Here is a 14,463-nt window from a genome sequence, read left to right as displayed (position 1 = left end):
CCGTAGTGTCCACCATTGCAGGTGAATTGGAAAGGCTCAGGGCTTGCGATACTCGGCGTCGAACGTCACGGTCACTTCGTCGGCCACCTTCATGGCTCCGAACATCTGCGAATACGGTGTGATCTTGTAATCCGTTTGACGCACAGTAGTTTCGGAACCGATCTGCCATCGGTCGCCGGAGTCGGTGACGTTCACGTCCACGATGATCTCCTTCGAGACACCGTGTATCTCGACTGTTCCGGCCAACCGAAATCCAGAGGCGACGGGAGTGATCTCCTCCGAACGGAAACGAATAGTCGGGTACCGTTCGGCGTCGAAGGTCTTGAGTGCGTTGGCCTTTGCCACGATCTTCTCCGGTCCGATCAGCGGTGTCAGCCCGCCCTCGCCGAGGGTCACCTCGAGTGAACCGACCTCGGCGATCAGCGACACCGCCGTGGGGGCGTCCCCGGACCACTCGACTGTCGCGGTCCAGGAGGTCACCGCAATCGTGAGTCGATGCCCCATCTTGGATGCCTTACCGGTGACATCCGTCCGAACAGCCAACTGCCCGCCGTTCGATGCGTCGAAAGCCCAGGTCTCGGTAGTCATCTTCGCGACTGTAGACGCGCGGCGGCACGGCAGCTCATCGAAGCCGACAATAGAGGCTTAGTGTGAAGGAATGTTCTCCAATTCTCCTCGAACATTCGTCGCCGATGCCCTTCGCGGCTTCGTGGCTGCCACCGACGACGTCACCTGGCACGCCGATCCCGGATTCCTCACCCGTCGTTATCGCATCTCCGACGGTCAAGTCGCGCTGCTGTCCGGTGGCGGATCGGGTCACGAGCCGATGCACGCCGGATTCATCGGTCGCGGCATGCTCACCGGCGCGTGCCCCGGCCTGGTGTTCACGTCACCGAACGCCCTCCAAGTACACGAGGCATCCAAGGCCGTGGACTCCGGCGGCGGAGTGGTGCACATCGTGAAGAACTACACCGGCGACGTGATGAACTTCAAGATCGCCCGAGAGTTGTTGCAGGAAGACGGTATTGCGGCCGATGTCGTTCTCGTCGACGACGATGTGGCCAGCGAGAGCGAGGACGGCCCGGGTCGTCGTGGCACGGCCGCGACCATAGTCGTCGAAAAGGTCTGCGGCGCAGCGGCAGAACGCGGTGACAGCCTGCAGGCAGTGGTCGCGCTGGGGCGTCGAACAGCGGAAAACGCACGCAGTATGGCGGTCGCATTGAACCCGCCGACGCTACCGGGTGCCGACGGCCCGTCGTTCGAATTGCCCAAGGAGGAAATCGAACTCGGCATCGGCATCCACGGCGAGCGCGGTACCGACCGGGTGCCCCGGCTGCCTGCTCAGGAGGTCGTCGAGAAGCTGACCGAGCCCATCGTGAGCTCGCTCGGATTGAACTCGGGCGAATCGGTGATCGCCATCGTCAACGGTCTCGGCGCAACGCACCCGCTCGAACTGCATCTGCTGTTCGGGGAACTCTCGGAGTACCTCGCGGGCAAGGGTATCGAGATAACCCGCTCACTCGTCGGAAGTTTTGTCACCGCGCTCAACATGGGCGGAGCGTCCATCACTCTGGTGCGCGCCGACGACGAGATGCTCGAACTCTGGGACGCCCCCACCGATGCGCCCGGTTGGCCCAACGCGCAGAGCCAGGGCGCGAAACCGGTGGCCGAGCGCGGCGCATTCGGGCCGACGTTCTCGCCATCAGACACCGGAGAGAAGTCGGCATTCGTCTCGGAGTGGATCGGGTCGTGGGCTCAGCGGGTACTCGACGAGGAGCCCGCTCTGACCGAGTTGGATCGCAAGGCGGGCGACGGCGACTTCGGTACCAACATGGTGGCCGCTCTGGAACAACTCGACCTCGACGCGATCAAGGAAAGCTACTCGGCAGCAACGGTATTCGAAGCCGTGAGCGAGGCCTATCTCGGCCACGCAGGCGGTACGTCCGGCGCACTGTTCGGCATCTGGTTCCGGCAGTTCTACCGAACGATGCTCGACACCGAGCCATCTGCGGCGGCTGTCGCAGAGGCCGCGCGTGCCGGACTGGACAGCATCACCGAACTCGGTGGCGCCCGCGTGGGCGACAAGACAATGATCGACGCCATTGCCCCGGCTGTCGACGCGCTCGAGCAAGACGGCGGCACCCTGCAGGATGCCGCCGACGCCGCGAAGACCGGAGCCGAATCGACCAAGGACATCACCGCCAACCGCGGCCGCGCCAGCTATGTCGGTGAGGCGGCGCGAGGCGTCGTCGACCCCGGTGCGTTGGTCATGGCCTGGTTCTTCGAGGCAGCGAGCTCCTCTAGCTGAGCGAGCTGAGGAACACCGCCGCGATCGCTTCGAGGCCGGCCTGATCGTCGGCGTCGAAGCGATCGGGTATCGGGCTGTCCAGATCGAACACACCGATCAGCGTCTCGCCCTGGTACAGCGGAACGACGACCTCGGAGCGAGTGTTCGCATCGCACGCGATGTGGCCGGGAAAGGCATGAACGTCGGCCACTCGCTGTGTCTCGCGGGTGGTGGCGGCTGCGCCGCAGACCCCTTTGCTCAGCGCGATGCGAACACAGGCAGGCTGCCCCTGGAACGGACCGACCACCAGTTCGGTGCCGTCGAACAGGTAGAAGCCGACCCAATTGACCTCGGGCAGAGCGTGATAGACCAGTGCAGAGAGATTGGCGGCGTTGGCGATGAGGTTCGATTCCTCGAACACCAGGCCGCGGGCCTGCTCGGTGAGCTGCTCGTACTGCTCTGCCTTGGAACCGTTCAGTTCGGTCGCGGTGAAAGACATGCGCCGAGTCTAAGCGCACACCCCAGCACCACCAGGTACGCCGACATCCCGCCGACCTGAACCCGCTGGGCGATGCCGAGACCGTGACCGCCGGGGAGGTTGTCGGCGATCATCAGCCACGCCGTGGCCAGGGCCGTGATGGCCAGCACCGCGACACCGAGCGTCCGAAGCAGGGGATAGGCCCGATAGCGGAATGCGGCGAGCGTGAACGCGATCATGACCGTGAAGATCGCGAATACCGCGATGGTGCTCGTCAGAGCATGAAGATGATGAAGCTGTGGGAACAATCCGCTGGGCTCGATCGGGCAGCTGGGATCGTCGGCGGCCACACACTCGAGGGGCAGTTTCGCGTCGGCGATGGTGGCGATACCGAAGATGCCCGACGCCACCCAGCCGGTGACGACGAGCCGTCGGCGAGGGCTGACGAGGAAACCGAGCACGGCGGCGAGGATCATCAGCGTACCCGTGACCACGTCTGCGGTGGAGAAGAATTCGCGGTACGGCTGATCGCGGGCATCGAGTTCGCTGAGGAAGGATCGGGCCGGGTCGAGCCCGGTATCGAGGAAGAATTCGGCCACCCACGCGGAGTACAGCAACCCGGCGAGGATCAGAAACACCACCGCGACTACTCGGCGGATATCCACACCTTCGGTTTTCGAGCGCACCGACCAAGGCTAACCAGTGAGCTCGTCGGCAGCTGCCACCGCCAGCGCGACGGCGGAGTCGCAGTCGTCCGCCATGACGGACAGCTCGGGAACCGTGCGGGCGTAATGCGCGGCCGAGTCGTCGTTACCGGGCAGGCCGAGAACGGGATTGCCCAACACGATGTCGGCCGAGCACACCGAATCCGAGTCGCGAGTCTCGACGGTGTAACCGCCCTGCCGGATCTTCTCGCGATCTGTCGAACGCAAGTCGCTGTCGTCGTAGGTGAGCGCGACGTCGAGCAGTACAAGGTTGTCCTCGAATGTCGCCGACGACGCCTCGAAGTGGCAGCCGTACGGATCCGCGGCAGGGTTCCACCGGTCGACCGTCCAGGTCTCGGGCAGATGCTCGAGAACGCTGCACGGATCCTTCGTGGCCAACGGCAGGTTGTACCTGGAATCGGCACGTAGTGGTGGATCGCTCACGAGGCCGAGTGCGGTTTCGGTGACGGATTTCGCTGCACTACAGGCGTCTCCGTTAGCGCGATAGACGTCGATCGTGGCGAAACTACGACCGGATTCGGTGAGGACATCGTCCATGGGCCCGGAGGTGGCACCGTCGAACTCGTCGCGAAGCGGGAAGCTGACGCGACACGTCCCTCGGGAGGCGTCGTCGAGGTACACCTGTTCGTCACCGATCGTGACTTGCTCGAAGTTCGGGTCGGCCGGCGTCGGCTGATATCCGTTCAACTTGATCGACACGGAGTCCGTGGCGTCCGATCGCCCAGGGTCGACTTCTGCCGAGCAGCTACTCAGTTCGCCGTCCGGTCGGAGCTGCACCACGGTGCCGAGGGCGGAGAGGTCGTCCTCGGTGAGGAAGCCGCAGGGATCCAGGCTGCGGACGAAGGCCGCCGAGTCGGCCAGATAGCGGTCTGCCTCCGACATCTCGAATCCGTACCGGTTCTGTCCCGCCGGCGACGCACTGCCGGCGGGGAACGCGCTGCCGAGCAACACCACCGCGCATCCACTGGTCGATACCGACATCGCCGCTGCCATCGCCGCAAGCACCCAACTTTTACGCACTGTCCTCATCCCCCGACTCGAATCGACCGATCATCAGGTTGGACGCGCGGGGAGTGCTGTGGGTTTCAGTTGGTCACTATCGGATCTGCAGCAAGATCGTCGACGACGCGTTGGGCGGCGACGACCGGGTCCTCGTGTTCCCAGATCCGCACGACGCGCCAGCCTTCCTCGATCAGGCGGGTGTCGGTGTCGCGATCGCGGGCCACGTTGGCAGCCAGCTTGTCGGCCCACCACTGGGCGTTGTTGCGGGGTTTCGTCGCGTGAATGGGGCAACTGTGCCAGAAGCAGCCGTCGACGTAGACCGCCACTTTGCGTCGGGGAAACACCAGATCTGCTCGACGCCGCATGCCCTTCAGCGGAGCGCGGTCGACGAAGTAGCGCAGTCCTCGTCGGTGCAACTCTCGACGCAGCGCCACTTCCGGCTTGGTGTCGCGGCGGCGTTGCTTGCTGAGCCGTGCACTGGTTTTTGCGTCGGTGACAGGGCGTTTCGCGCTCACACCGACACCCGTTCCGCGTACCCACCCATGCGCTCGAGGTGGGCGTCGAGGTCGTCGAGAAAGCCGTCGGCGAAGCGGAGGTTGCCGGCTCGCGCGCGCTTGAGGAACCCGGCCGTGGCTCGCGCCGACAGCAGGGCGGAGTCGTCCAGAAAGTCGATCAAGTCCTCGGGCGGTTCGTGCACCGGCATGGTCGAGACGGTCACCTTGAAGCTCGCGCGGTCTCGGCCCCACGCGGCCGTCGGCCAGGCCTGACCGGGCAGCAATGCGGTGTCGCCTGCGACGTCGTAAGGCTTCGGGTCGTCGAGTGCACCGGCCACCCACGACGCCATCCGCACACTGACGGCATTACCGACGAGCTTCCAGCGATGCCCGGTACGCACCCCGGCGCGCTCCACCGCGGGCAGCGTCCAGTCCGGATCGAACCCCTGCAGCCGCTCGGCCCCGATGATGCCGGGCGTGACGATCTCCCCGGACGGCAACCGCACGGCCGGCGGACTGGCGATGCCGAGGGACGAACCGCCCTTGAGGGTGGGGACGGCGTTGACGGCCCAGCCCAGTCCGCGGGTGCCCTCGGTCCAGTAGAAGCCGCAGGGCTGAGTACTCGGATCGCCGTCGGGCAACAGCCCGGCATCCTGCGAGAACAGCACCTCACGCGGATCGTCGGTGCGCGAGGCCAGCATCACCACGCGCTGTCGACGCTGCGGCAACCCGAACGCACGGGCGTCGACGACGCGGTAGGCCCACATGTAGCCGAGGTCCTCGAGCGCGTCGGTGATGTGTCGCATCGCTGCACCACGTCCGAGTTGCAACATGAACGGCACGTTCTCCATCAACAGCCACCGCGGGCCGCGGCGACGTGAGACCAGCCGGAACACCTCGTCGACCAGCCCCGAGCGAGCCCCGGTGATGCCTGCCGTCCGTCCGGCCTGGGAGAGGTCCTGGCAGGGGAAGCCGGCGGCCACGAGCTCGGTGCCGGTGGGCAGGCTGCGCAGAGTGGTGACGTCGGTGTGCAGTGGCACGTTCGGCATGCGCGCCGACAGCACCGCGCCGGCACCCGGATCGATCTCGCACAACAGCTGCGTCGTCCACCCTGCCTCGGCCAACCCCAGCTCGAGCCCGCCGATTCCGGCGAACAACCCGACCATCGACCGTGTGCTCACGTATGCCCTTCTCTCGCCCGACGGGTTCACGTTACTCGAGAGCCGGTGCGCTGAGCGTCCACAATTCGTCTTCGGAAGCGGGATGCCGTGCGACGACGCCGATTGTGGACGCTGAGGTCGGTCGAACTTGACCTCGACCGCGCTCGAGGTTTCACACTGGAATGCACGCCGCCGAAAATCGGTTGGAAACTGAGCCTGAGCAATGAAATCATTCGGGCACCGCAATAAGGAGAACAACACGTGTCCACGGGTGTGCTCGACCCCGAAGCCCCAACCGTCGTTGAGTCGAACCCGAATGCTGCGCGTACGCCGACGTCGCTGCAGCGTTTCGCGCCGTTCCTGGCCCCGTACAAGTGGTTCTACATCGGCTCCATCGTGGTCTCGCTCGTCGCGACCATGACCGGCCTGGTCATTCCGCTGGTGATGCAGCGCGTCATCGACGGGCCCATCGCCGACCGCAACTTTTCCGCGGTGTGGTGGCCCGCGGCGCTGATCCTGCTGCTCGGCACCATTGATGCCGCCGGCATCTGGGTGCGTCGATACCTGGTGTCCCGCCCGTCGAGCCAGTTCGAAATCAGTGCTCGGGCAACAGTATTCGACAAGCTACAACGGCTGTCGGTCGCGGCGCACGAGAGTTGGGAATCGGGTCAGCTGCTCTCCCGTGCCATCGCCGATCTCGGGTCGCTACGCCGGTTCATGGCGTTCATCGGCCCGTTCATCATCATCAACGCCGTCACGCTCGTCGTGGGTATCGGCGTATTGCTCGTTCAGGCATGGCAATTGGGTCTGATCATGCTGGTGACATCGGTTCCGTTGGTGATCGCCTGCACCAGGTTCGAGACGCTGTACCGCGTCGTCGCGCGTGACGCTCAGGACCAAGCGGGTGATGTGACGACGACGGTCGAGGAGTCCATCCAGGGCATCCGTGTTCTGAAGGCGTTCGGTCGAAGTGCGCACTTGGGCAAGCAGTTTCTGCGTCAGGCCTACACTCTTCGCGGCACCGAGCTGAAGAAGGTGCGCTATCTCGCGATCATCTGGGCGGTGATCGTTGGACTGCAGCCAGTCACCATCGGCGCGATTCTGGCCGTGGGAACCTACTCGATCGTGCAGGGCACGATGACGGTCGGCACGCTCGTCGCTGCCATCGCCATCGTCACGTTCCTGCTGTGGCCGATCGAATCCTTCGGTTACCTGCTGGCGGAGTTGAACAACGCGCGGACCGCGGCGGATCGGTACTGGGAGATCATCGACACCCCGGAAACCGTGACGGATCCGGACGACCCCGTCGAATTGCCCGATAAGGTCCGTGGCCGAGTGCAGTTCGACCGCGTCGGATTCACCTTTCCCGACGCGTCCTCGCCGCTGCTCACCGATGTCAGCTTCATCGTCGAGCCGGGGGAGACCGTCGCGCTCGTCGGCAACACCGGCAGCGGAAAGACGGCACTGACCAACCTCGTTCCTCGTTTGTTCGATGCCACCGAGGGCACCATTTCGATCGACGGTATCGATGTGGCGTCGATGCGCCTGGCCGATCTGCGCTCGATCGTGTCGGTGGCGTTCGAGGATCCGGTGCTGTTCTCGGCCAGTGCGCGGGAGAACATCGCGCTCGGCTCTCCTGGTGCGTCCGATGCCGAGATCACCGAGGCGCTGGAAATTGCCCACGCAACGGAATTCGTCGACCGGCTGCCGTGGGGCCTGGCCACGCGAATCGGTGAGCAGGGCATGAGCTTGTCCGGCGGGCAGCGGCAGCGACTCGCACTGGCCCGTGCAGTGCTGGGCAAGCCCCGGGTGCTGGTGCTCGACGACCCGCTCTCGGCACTCGACGTGGACACCGAAGCGAAGGTGCAGAAGGAATTACGGCGCGTGCTGGCGCATTCGACGACGTTGCTGGTGGCACACCGGCCGTCGACTGCAGCGTTGGCCGACCGGGTGCTGTATCTGGAGAACGGAAGAATTGTGGAGCAGGGAACGCACGAGGGACTGCTGGCGTCGTCGCCGCGGTACCGCGACGTGATGGGGTCGATCCATGGCTGAGCAGACCGCAACCGCAGATTGGCGGGGAGTGGGCGGCGAGGACTCGGAGGTCGACGCCACCGGAAACCTGGTGTTGGCCGGGCGTTCTCGGCGGTTGCTCGCCTCGCTGGTGCGCCCGTACAAGAAGCAGGCCCTGCTGTCTTTCGTCATCATCCTGATCGACAACATCACCTATGTGGCCGGCCCGCTGTTCGTCGCCTACGCCCTCGACAACGGCGTCGGTGCTGCCGGACAGGGTGATTGGGGTCCGCTGTTGTGGGCCGTGGGCGGATACACCGGCTTCGGCCTGCTCGGAATGTTCACCACCTACGCGTTTCTCACCGTTTCGGGCCGACTCAGTCAGAACATTCTCTACGACCTGCGTGGACGCGTGTTCGACCACGCTCAGAAACTCAGTCTGTCGTTCCACGAGAAATACACGTCGGGGCGATTGATCTCGCGGTTGACCAGTGACGTGGAGTCGTTGCAGACACTGCTCGAAAGTGCGCTCAACGATGCCTTGACGGCCATCCTGTCGATGGTCTCGATTGCCGTCATCCTCGTGTATCTCGATGTTCCGATGGCGATGATCGTGCTCGCCGGCTTCGTACCGCTGGTGCTCGTCACCCGGTGGTCACAGCGACGCCAACGCCAGGGATACCGTCGGACCCGGGTGGCGATCGCCCGCGTGGTGGTCCATTTCGTGGAGTCGATGGGCGGAATCCGTGCCGTACAGGTCTTTCGGCGTGAGGGTCGCAACGACGCGATCCTCGAGACCGAGGACTCGGAGTACCGAGACGCCACCACCGCGGCCCTGCGCGGCATGGCGAGCTACACCGGAATCGTTCGGTGGATCGGCAACGTCACTCTGGCGATCATCCTGGTATTCGGTAGCTGGCGAGTGATCAACGGCCACATGGACGTCGGCATGCTCGCCGCGTACGTGCTGTACCTTCGCCGGTTCTACGGCCCACTCGACGAGCTGGCGATGGTGTTCAATGCCTACCAGTCGGCCGCGGCTGCGCTGGAGAAGATCTCCGGCGTACTCGAGGAAGAGCCGTCGGTGGTTGCCCCGAAGAACCCGTTGTCGATCGGAACGGTGAAGGGAGACATCACGTTCGACGACGTGCACTTCTCCTACGGCACCGAGCGCGTCGTGCTGCCGGAGTTCTCGCTGCAGGTGCCGGCGGGACAGGTGGTTGCCATGGTTGGCGCGACCGGAGCCGGAAAGTCGACGCTTGCAAAGTTGTTGGCGCGCTTCTACGATCCGACCGCCGGGGCCGTGCGACTCGACGGCATCGACATGCGCGACATCTCCGACGAGGACCTGCGCCGCAACGTCGTCATGGTGACACAGGAATCGTTCCTGTTCTCCGGCTCGGTGGCCGACAACATCCGCCTCGGACGACCCGACGCGACGGACGCCGAGGTGCGTGCCGCCGCCGAGGCCGTAGGACTGACCGAGTTCATCGCGTCGCTCCCGGAAGGGATCGATACCGACGTGCGTAAGCGTGGAGGCCGATTGTCCTCGGGCCAAAGGCAATTGGTGGCCTTCGCGAGGGTGTTCCTCGCTGCGCCGTCGGTGATCGTGCTCGACGAGGCGACGTCGAGTCTCGACATCCCGAGCGAGCGGTTGGTGCAGCGGGCACTCGAAACGATCCTGCAGGGCCGGACGGCGTTGATCATCGCGCACCGCTTGTCGACCGTGGCCATCGCTGACCGCGTCCTCGTCATGGCGGACGGGAACATCGTCGAGGACGGAACCCCGGCGGATCTCATCGCGGGAGAGGGCCGCTTCGCGCACCTGCACGAGGCGTGGGAGGACTCGCTCGTCTAGGTCCAGGGAGTGATCGGCGGCTTGACCCACATGATCTTCTCGTCGGCATGCTGGGGCGTCGCCCCGTCGTGGCCCGGGTGTTCGGCCGCCCATGCGGATTTGCGGTCGAGCAACTCGGCCACGATGGTCCACGTCTCCATCGTGCTCGGTGGATGCAGGTCGGCTGCGCGGGCCAGTTTTCGACGGGTGGCATCGGTGAGATCGAGCAGTTCTGCGCCGCTGATGCCGCGCTCCCAGACGTAGCGCGCCAGAGCGGTGGCCTTGTCCTGTCGGCTCTTCGCGGCCTGCTCGGAATGCGCGAAATCGAACTGGCCGCCGCCTGGGTTCCCTGTCGTCACGGCCATCACCTTAGTAATCGTGAGCGAAATCGACAGGGCCCGGCCGCTGTAAGGCGTCGCACACGGTTGGAGTCCGGAAGCCGACGTCGGCGGGGGTCGGCCGAGGTCGAGCGCAGCAACGATGGCGGGGTCGGTGCAAAGAAAAGTTGCGTCCGCTTGTTCTACAGGGGGCCCTGTCGCATACCGTAGGACCCGTGATCACTCAAGCATCGGGTGCAGAGCACGTCTCCGTTCCCGCAACCGCCACCACCGACGCGAAATCCTGGCCCTCGATCCTGACGTGGCGAGCGCACGACGTTCCCCGCATGGAGTCCGTGCGGGTCCAGCTTTCCGGCAACCGCATCAAAGCTGCCGGACGCATCATCGGTGCCGCCTGCAGTGATCATCCCGCGTTCAGTGCGTCGTACGACCTGGTGACCGACGAATACGGCGTCACCAAGAGGCTCTCGGTGCGCACCTCGCTCGCGTCGGGTGACCGGCAGGCCTCGGTGAGCCGCGACGACGAGGGCTACTGGATGGTGGAGAACTCCGCCAATCACCAGCGCTCGACCTACAGCGGTGCCCTCGATGTCGACATGGTGCTCAGCCCGTTCTTCAACACCCTGCCGATCCGACGATTCGGTCTGCACACCCAGGTCCAGGACCTCGAGGTGCCGACGGTCTACGTCAATCTCCTCGATCTGAGCATCCAGGAAGCGACCCTGACCTACAGCAGCGGCGCGCACGGCATCCACGTCATCTCGCCGGTCTCGACATCGTCGGTGACGGTCGACGCCGACGGCTTCGTCGTCGACTACCCGGGACTCGCCGAACGGATCTGACGCACGACGCCGCCGCGTCGCCCCGCGTCCTGCAGTTTCTCTCGCCACCCCGGCTCACCCGGGGTGACGTCCGTGATGTCGAATCGCCGATGCTGCTCGTACTGCAGTCGCGCTGCGTGTCCGGCGTCGACCAGCGTTTCGGTCGAGTTCTCGTCCAACCTTTCGCGCGCTGTGCCGAGCGCCTGCAGCGCCTCGTCGAGCGCGGTTCGTAGCGCGGTCGCGTTGCCCTCGGTCATCGCACGGACGAGATTGGGGGCCGAGGACGCCACCCGGGTGCCGTCGCGAAACGACCCCGCGGCGAGCCCGAGCGCCAACGGCCCTCCCGCGGCCCCGACGATCGCCAACGCCTCGGCCAGCAGATGCGGTAGGTGCGAAATTCGGGCGACGGCACTGTCGTGCTCGACGCTTCCGGCCGGAACGACCACCGAACCGCAGTCCAGGGCCAGCTGGGCCACCCGCATCCACACGTGCGCGTCGACCCCGGGGTCCGTGGACACCACCCAGACCGCATCGGTGAACAGTGCCGGGTCCGTCGCCGACCAGCCCGAGTGGTTGGTACCCGCCATCGGATGGCCGCCGACATAGCGTGCCTGTAGTCCGCGAGCAGCGACGGCCGCGGCAACCTCGGCCTTGACGCTCACCACGTCGGTGATCGGGGCGGTGGGTGCGTGCTCGGCGATGGCCTGCAGAACGGAGTCGACGGCAGGCATCGGAACGGCGATGACGATCAGCGCATCCTCATCTGCAGCCCTGGTCAAAGCGGCTGTCAGATCGGTGGCGACGTCATAGCCATCGGCTACCGCCCCGGAGATCGCGTCGGCCGATCGATTCCAGCCCCACACCCGGCCACCGGCGTCGTGCGCCGCCCGCAGAATCGACCCACCGATCAGTCCCAGACCCAGAACGCACACCGAAGAAGAAGTCACCCGATCAGATTGGCACAGGTAGGTGACCTCCAGGGGAGGTGGACTTCGAATACCGGCACCTACCGGACTACCGTTGCGCACATGGCCGCACAGCGCGCGAACAACAACCGTGCCTCCGCATCGGAGTACGACGACCTCGAAGGATTCGGCGTTGCAGTTGTCCGAGAGGACGGCAAGTGGACCGTGACGCCACTGTCCGACGACGCACTGACCAGCCTGTCGGCAGCAGAAACCGAATTGCGTGAACTGCGCAGCTCGGGAGCGGTGTTCGGACTGCTCGACGTGGACGAGGAATTCTTCGTCATCCTGCGTCCCGCACCCAACGGCACCCGCCTGCTGCTGTCCGACGCGGTCGCCGCCGTCGACTACGAAATCGCCGCCGACGTCCTCGACGCACTCAACATCGAGATCCCCGACGTCGACCCCGACGAACTCGACGACATCGAACCCTACGAGGAAGGCGACCTCGCTCTCCTCGCCGACCTGGGCCTGCCCGAGGCCGTGCTGGGCATCATCGTCGCCGAGACCGACGACTACCCGGACGAACAACTGCAATCCATCGCCGAGCGCCTGGGCTTCGAGGACGAATTCGCCGCAGCGGTGAACAAGCTGCGGCGGTAACCGATGCCGCTGCCCGACGCGGACATGATCCGCGCAGCGCTGTCGGCCGCAGCCGAGGCATCGGACGCCGACGTCCCCGTCGGAGCCGTCGTATACGACGCCTCGGGACGTGAGATCGCGCGGGCCTGTAATGCGCGGGAGGCGTCGGGCGACCCCACTGCGCACGCGGAAGTTCTCGCATTACGTCGAGCAGCCGCCGTCCACGGAGACGGCTGGCGACTCGAAAACTGCACTTTGGCAGTCACTTTGGAACCCTGCACCATGTGCGCCGGGGCCCTGGTAGCGGCCCGCGTCGGAGCTGTCGTGTTCGGAGCCTGGGAACCGAAAACCGGGGCCGTCGGCTCACTGTGGGACGTCGTCCGAGACCGTCGACTCACCCACCGCCCACAGGTGCGCGGCGGAGTGTTGGAAGCCGAATGCGCCGAGGTGCTGACGGAGTTCTTCGCTCGCCAGAGATAACGATCTCGTCACTCACTGGCCCCGAAGTACTTTTGCGGGGACTGTGGAGGGCAGAGCGCAACGCTGCGCTCCGAACTTGCGAAGGAGACATTCATGGGACTCGACGACAAGATCTCGAACAAGACCGAAGACCTCGGCGGCAAGGCAAAAGAAGCCGCAGGTTCGGCAACCGGAAACAAAGACCTCGAAGCAGAGGGCAAGGGCGATCAGACCTCCGCCGCATTCAAAGACGGTGCCGAGAAGGTCAAGGACGCCGCCTCGAACATCAAGGACAAGCTCACCGGCAAGTAGGTTTTGTGCTCTGAGCAGGCGATTTAGCCTCAGGCGCTCATTCCGGTACAGTCTTCTGCGGTGGCGTGTCCGAGCGGCCTAAGGAGCACGCCTCGAAAGCGTGTGAGGGTTCACCCCCTCCGAGGGTTCAAATCCCTCCGCCACCGCCAAAGCTCCCCATCTGTTCACGCAGGTGGGGAGTTTTTTGTGCGCGGGGTCAGGTGGTGGGCTGGGTGTTGCGCGGCAAACGCGCGCGCATTCGTCAGATGCGTTCAGATTCGCCACCGATTCGGGGTCTATTTCGCGCGCACCTGGCAAACGCGCGCGCGTTTGCGGGATCACCAGGGCCCGGGCATCGAACCCCCAGGGCCCGGACGGGATCACCGGGCGGGTGTTACGCGGCAAACGCGCGCGCATTCGTCAGATGCGTTCAGATTCGCCACCGATTCGGGGTCTATTTCGCGCGCACCTAGCAAACGCGCGCGCGTTTGCGGCGGTAGAGGGGCGGCGACCACTCAGCGGCTCAGCATTGCCCCGCACCTGCGGCGTCGAGTCCCCGCAGAATTTCGCCCTGATCGGCCTCGGGCACCGTGGACCAACTCGGCGCGGTGGTCATTTCGCTGCGCAGTCCCTCGACAGATTTCGCGCGATCGGAGATTCCGGTTTGCTCCAGTGCATCGATGGACGGGAGGAATTGGGTGCAGGTCTGTCGGTAGAGATCGTCGCCGGTGACGCCTCCGGTTCCTCCGATCACGGCGGGGTCGGCCGGATCAGCGGCGGTCGGCGCGTCGGGTGCCGGGCTGTCAGCGGGTGCATCGGCCGTCGGCGTGGCAGCTGCAGTGGTCGTCGCCTGCGTCGTCGTAGCCGGAGCTGACGTGGCCTGAACAGACGTGGGCTGAACGGACGTGGTCGACGGGTTCTCGGTCGACGCGTCGTCGCCGCATCCGGCTACGGAGGTGGCCACGATCAGCCCGAGCAATCCGGTCACGATCTTTTGTTTCATCGCCACTG

16 protein-coding genes and 1 tRNA gene are annotated in these 14,463 nt (G+C 65.2%); 8 read left to right on the top strand and 9 right to left on the bottom strand.

The window, feature by feature from the left end; translation table 11 throughout:
- Positions 1-36: 36 nt before the first annotated feature.
- On the bottom strand, positions 37-588 hold the full coding sequence (locus E4P29_RS11000; protein ID WP_135044570.1) for a YceI family protein: 552 nt from the start codon (positions 586-588) through the stop codon (positions 37-39).
- Between the two features lie 70 nt (positions 589-658).
- Between E4P29_RS11000 and dhaL the strand changes: the two genes are divergently transcribed.
- On the top strand, positions 659-2,308 hold the full coding sequence (gene dhaL / locus E4P29_RS10995) for a dihydroxyacetone kinase subunit DhaL (protein WP_135044568.1): 1,650 nt from the start codon (positions 659-661) through the stop codon (positions 2,306-2,308).
- Here the strand turns inward: dhaL and E4P29_RS10990 are convergent.
- From E4P29_RS10990 to dcm, 5 genes are read right to left on the bottom strand one after another with little or no spacing between them, the layout of a single operon-like run.
- Positions 2,301-2,786: a GAF domain-containing protein gene (locus E4P29_RS10990; RefSeq protein ID WP_135044566.1), complete on the bottom strand. Its 486-nt coding sequence runs from the start codon at positions 2,784-2,786 to the stop codon at positions 2,301-2,303. The two genes, dhaL and E4P29_RS10990, sit on opposite strands and share 8 nt — an antisense overlap.
- Positions 2,762-3,451: a DUF998 domain-containing protein gene (locus E4P29_RS10985; RefSeq protein ID WP_245154263.1), complete on the bottom strand. Its 690-nt coding sequence runs from the start codon at positions 3,449-3,451 to the stop codon at positions 2,762-2,764. Before E4P29_RS10985 ends, E4P29_RS10990 begins: the two co-directional genes overlap by 25 nt.
- A 9-nt stretch (positions 3,452-3,460) precedes the next feature.
- Positions 3,461-4,519: a hypothetical protein gene (locus E4P29_RS10980; RefSeq protein WP_135044564.1), complete on the bottom strand. Its 1,059-nt coding sequence runs from the start codon at positions 4,517-4,519 to the stop codon at positions 3,461-3,463.
- A gap of 56 nt (positions 4,520-4,575) precedes the next feature.
- Positions 4,576-5,007, bottom strand: a complete 432-nt coding sequence (locus E4P29_RS10975; protein WP_135044562.1) for a very short patch repair endonuclease — start codon at positions 5,005-5,007, stop codon at positions 4,576-4,578.
- Positions 5,004-6,152, bottom strand: a complete 1,149-nt coding sequence (dcm, locus tag E4P29_RS10970; RefSeq protein WP_209205383.1) for a DNA (cytosine-5-)-methyltransferase — start codon at positions 6,150-6,152, stop codon at positions 5,004-5,006. Before dcm ends, E4P29_RS10975 begins: the two co-directional genes overlap by 4 nt.
- Before the next feature lie 255 nt (positions 6,153-6,407).
- Here dcm and E4P29_RS10965 point away from each other — a divergent pair, with 255 nt between their 5' ends.
- Together E4P29_RS10965 and E4P29_RS10960 are read left to right on the top strand one after the other, a co-directional pair.
- Positions 6,408-8,201, top strand: a complete 1,794-nt coding sequence (locus E4P29_RS10965) for an ABC transporter ATP-binding protein (RefSeq protein ID WP_135044558.1) — start codon at positions 6,408-6,410, stop codon at positions 8,199-8,201.
- Entirely contained in the window at positions 8,194-10,017 is a 1,824-nt protein-coding gene (locus tag E4P29_RS10960) for an ABC transporter ATP-binding protein (protein WP_135044556.1), read from the top strand. Before E4P29_RS10965 ends, E4P29_RS10960 begins: the two co-directional genes overlap by 8 nt.
- Here E4P29_RS10960 and E4P29_RS10955 read toward each other — a convergent pair.
- On the bottom strand, positions 10,014-10,361 hold the full coding sequence (locus E4P29_RS10955) for a hypothetical protein (RefSeq protein WP_032368652.1): 348 nt from the start codon (positions 10,359-10,361) through the stop codon (positions 10,014-10,016). The genes E4P29_RS10960 and E4P29_RS10955 overlap by 4 nt on opposite strands.
- Positions 10,362-10,660: 299 nt before the next feature.
- Here E4P29_RS10955 and E4P29_RS10950 point away from each other — a divergent pair, with 299 nt between their 5' ends.
- Complete coding sequence (locus tag E4P29_RS10950) at positions 10,661-11,176, top strand: putative glycolipid-binding domain-containing protein (protein ID WP_027494613.1); 516 nt, start codon at positions 10,661-10,663, stop codon at positions 11,174-11,176.
- Here E4P29_RS10950 and E4P29_RS10945 read toward each other — a convergent pair.
- The gene (locus E4P29_RS10945) at positions 11,149-12,102 is read right to left on the bottom strand and encodes a prephenate dehydrogenase (RefSeq protein ID WP_209205372.1); all 954 of its coding nucleotides are present in this window, start codon (positions 12,100-12,102) and stop codon (positions 11,149-11,151) included. The genes E4P29_RS10950 and E4P29_RS10945 overlap by 28 nt on opposite strands.
- 81 nt (positions 12,103-12,183) lie before the next feature.
- On the opposite strand from E4P29_RS10945, the gene E4P29_RS10940 reads away from it, so the two are divergent.
- The 4 genes from E4P29_RS10940 to E4P29_RS10925 all read left to right on the top strand — a co-directional run bounded on the left by E4P29_RS10940 (position 12,184) and on the right by E4P29_RS10925 (position 13,622).
- On the top strand, positions 12,184-12,723 hold the full coding sequence (locus E4P29_RS10940) for a tRNA adenosine deaminase-associated protein (protein WP_027494611.1): 540 nt from the start codon (positions 12,184-12,186) through the stop codon (positions 12,721-12,723).
- A 3-nt stretch (positions 12,724-12,726) separates the two neighbouring features.
- Positions 12,727-13,182: a nucleoside deaminase gene (locus E4P29_RS10935; RefSeq protein ID WP_135044554.1), complete on the top strand. Its 456-nt coding sequence runs from the start codon at positions 12,727-12,729 to the stop codon at positions 13,180-13,182.
- A gap of 93 nt (positions 13,183-13,275) precedes the next feature.
- Positions 13,276-13,473: a CsbD family protein gene (locus E4P29_RS10930; RefSeq protein ID WP_135044552.1), complete on the top strand. Its 198-nt coding sequence runs from the start codon at positions 13,276-13,278 to the stop codon at positions 13,471-13,473.
- A gap of 59 nt (positions 13,474-13,532) precedes the next feature.
- Positions 13,533-13,622 (top strand) — tRNA-Ser (locus E4P29_RS10925).
- Between the two features lie 353 nt (positions 13,623-13,975).
- Here the strand turns inward: E4P29_RS10925 and E4P29_RS10920 are convergent.
- Entirely contained in the window at positions 13,976-14,455 is a 480-nt protein-coding gene (locus E4P29_RS10920; protein WP_135044550.1) for a hypothetical protein, read from the bottom strand.
- Positions 14,456-14,463 lie beyond the last annotated feature (8 nt).

This window comes from Rhodococcus sp. 1R11 (assembly GCF_004563845.1).
GTDB lineage: Bacteria > Actinomycetota > Actinomycetes > Mycobacteriales > Mycobacteriaceae > Rhodococcoides.
Note: the sequence above shows the minus strand (reverse complement) of the source record. Positions and strands in the feature narration are given on the sequence as shown.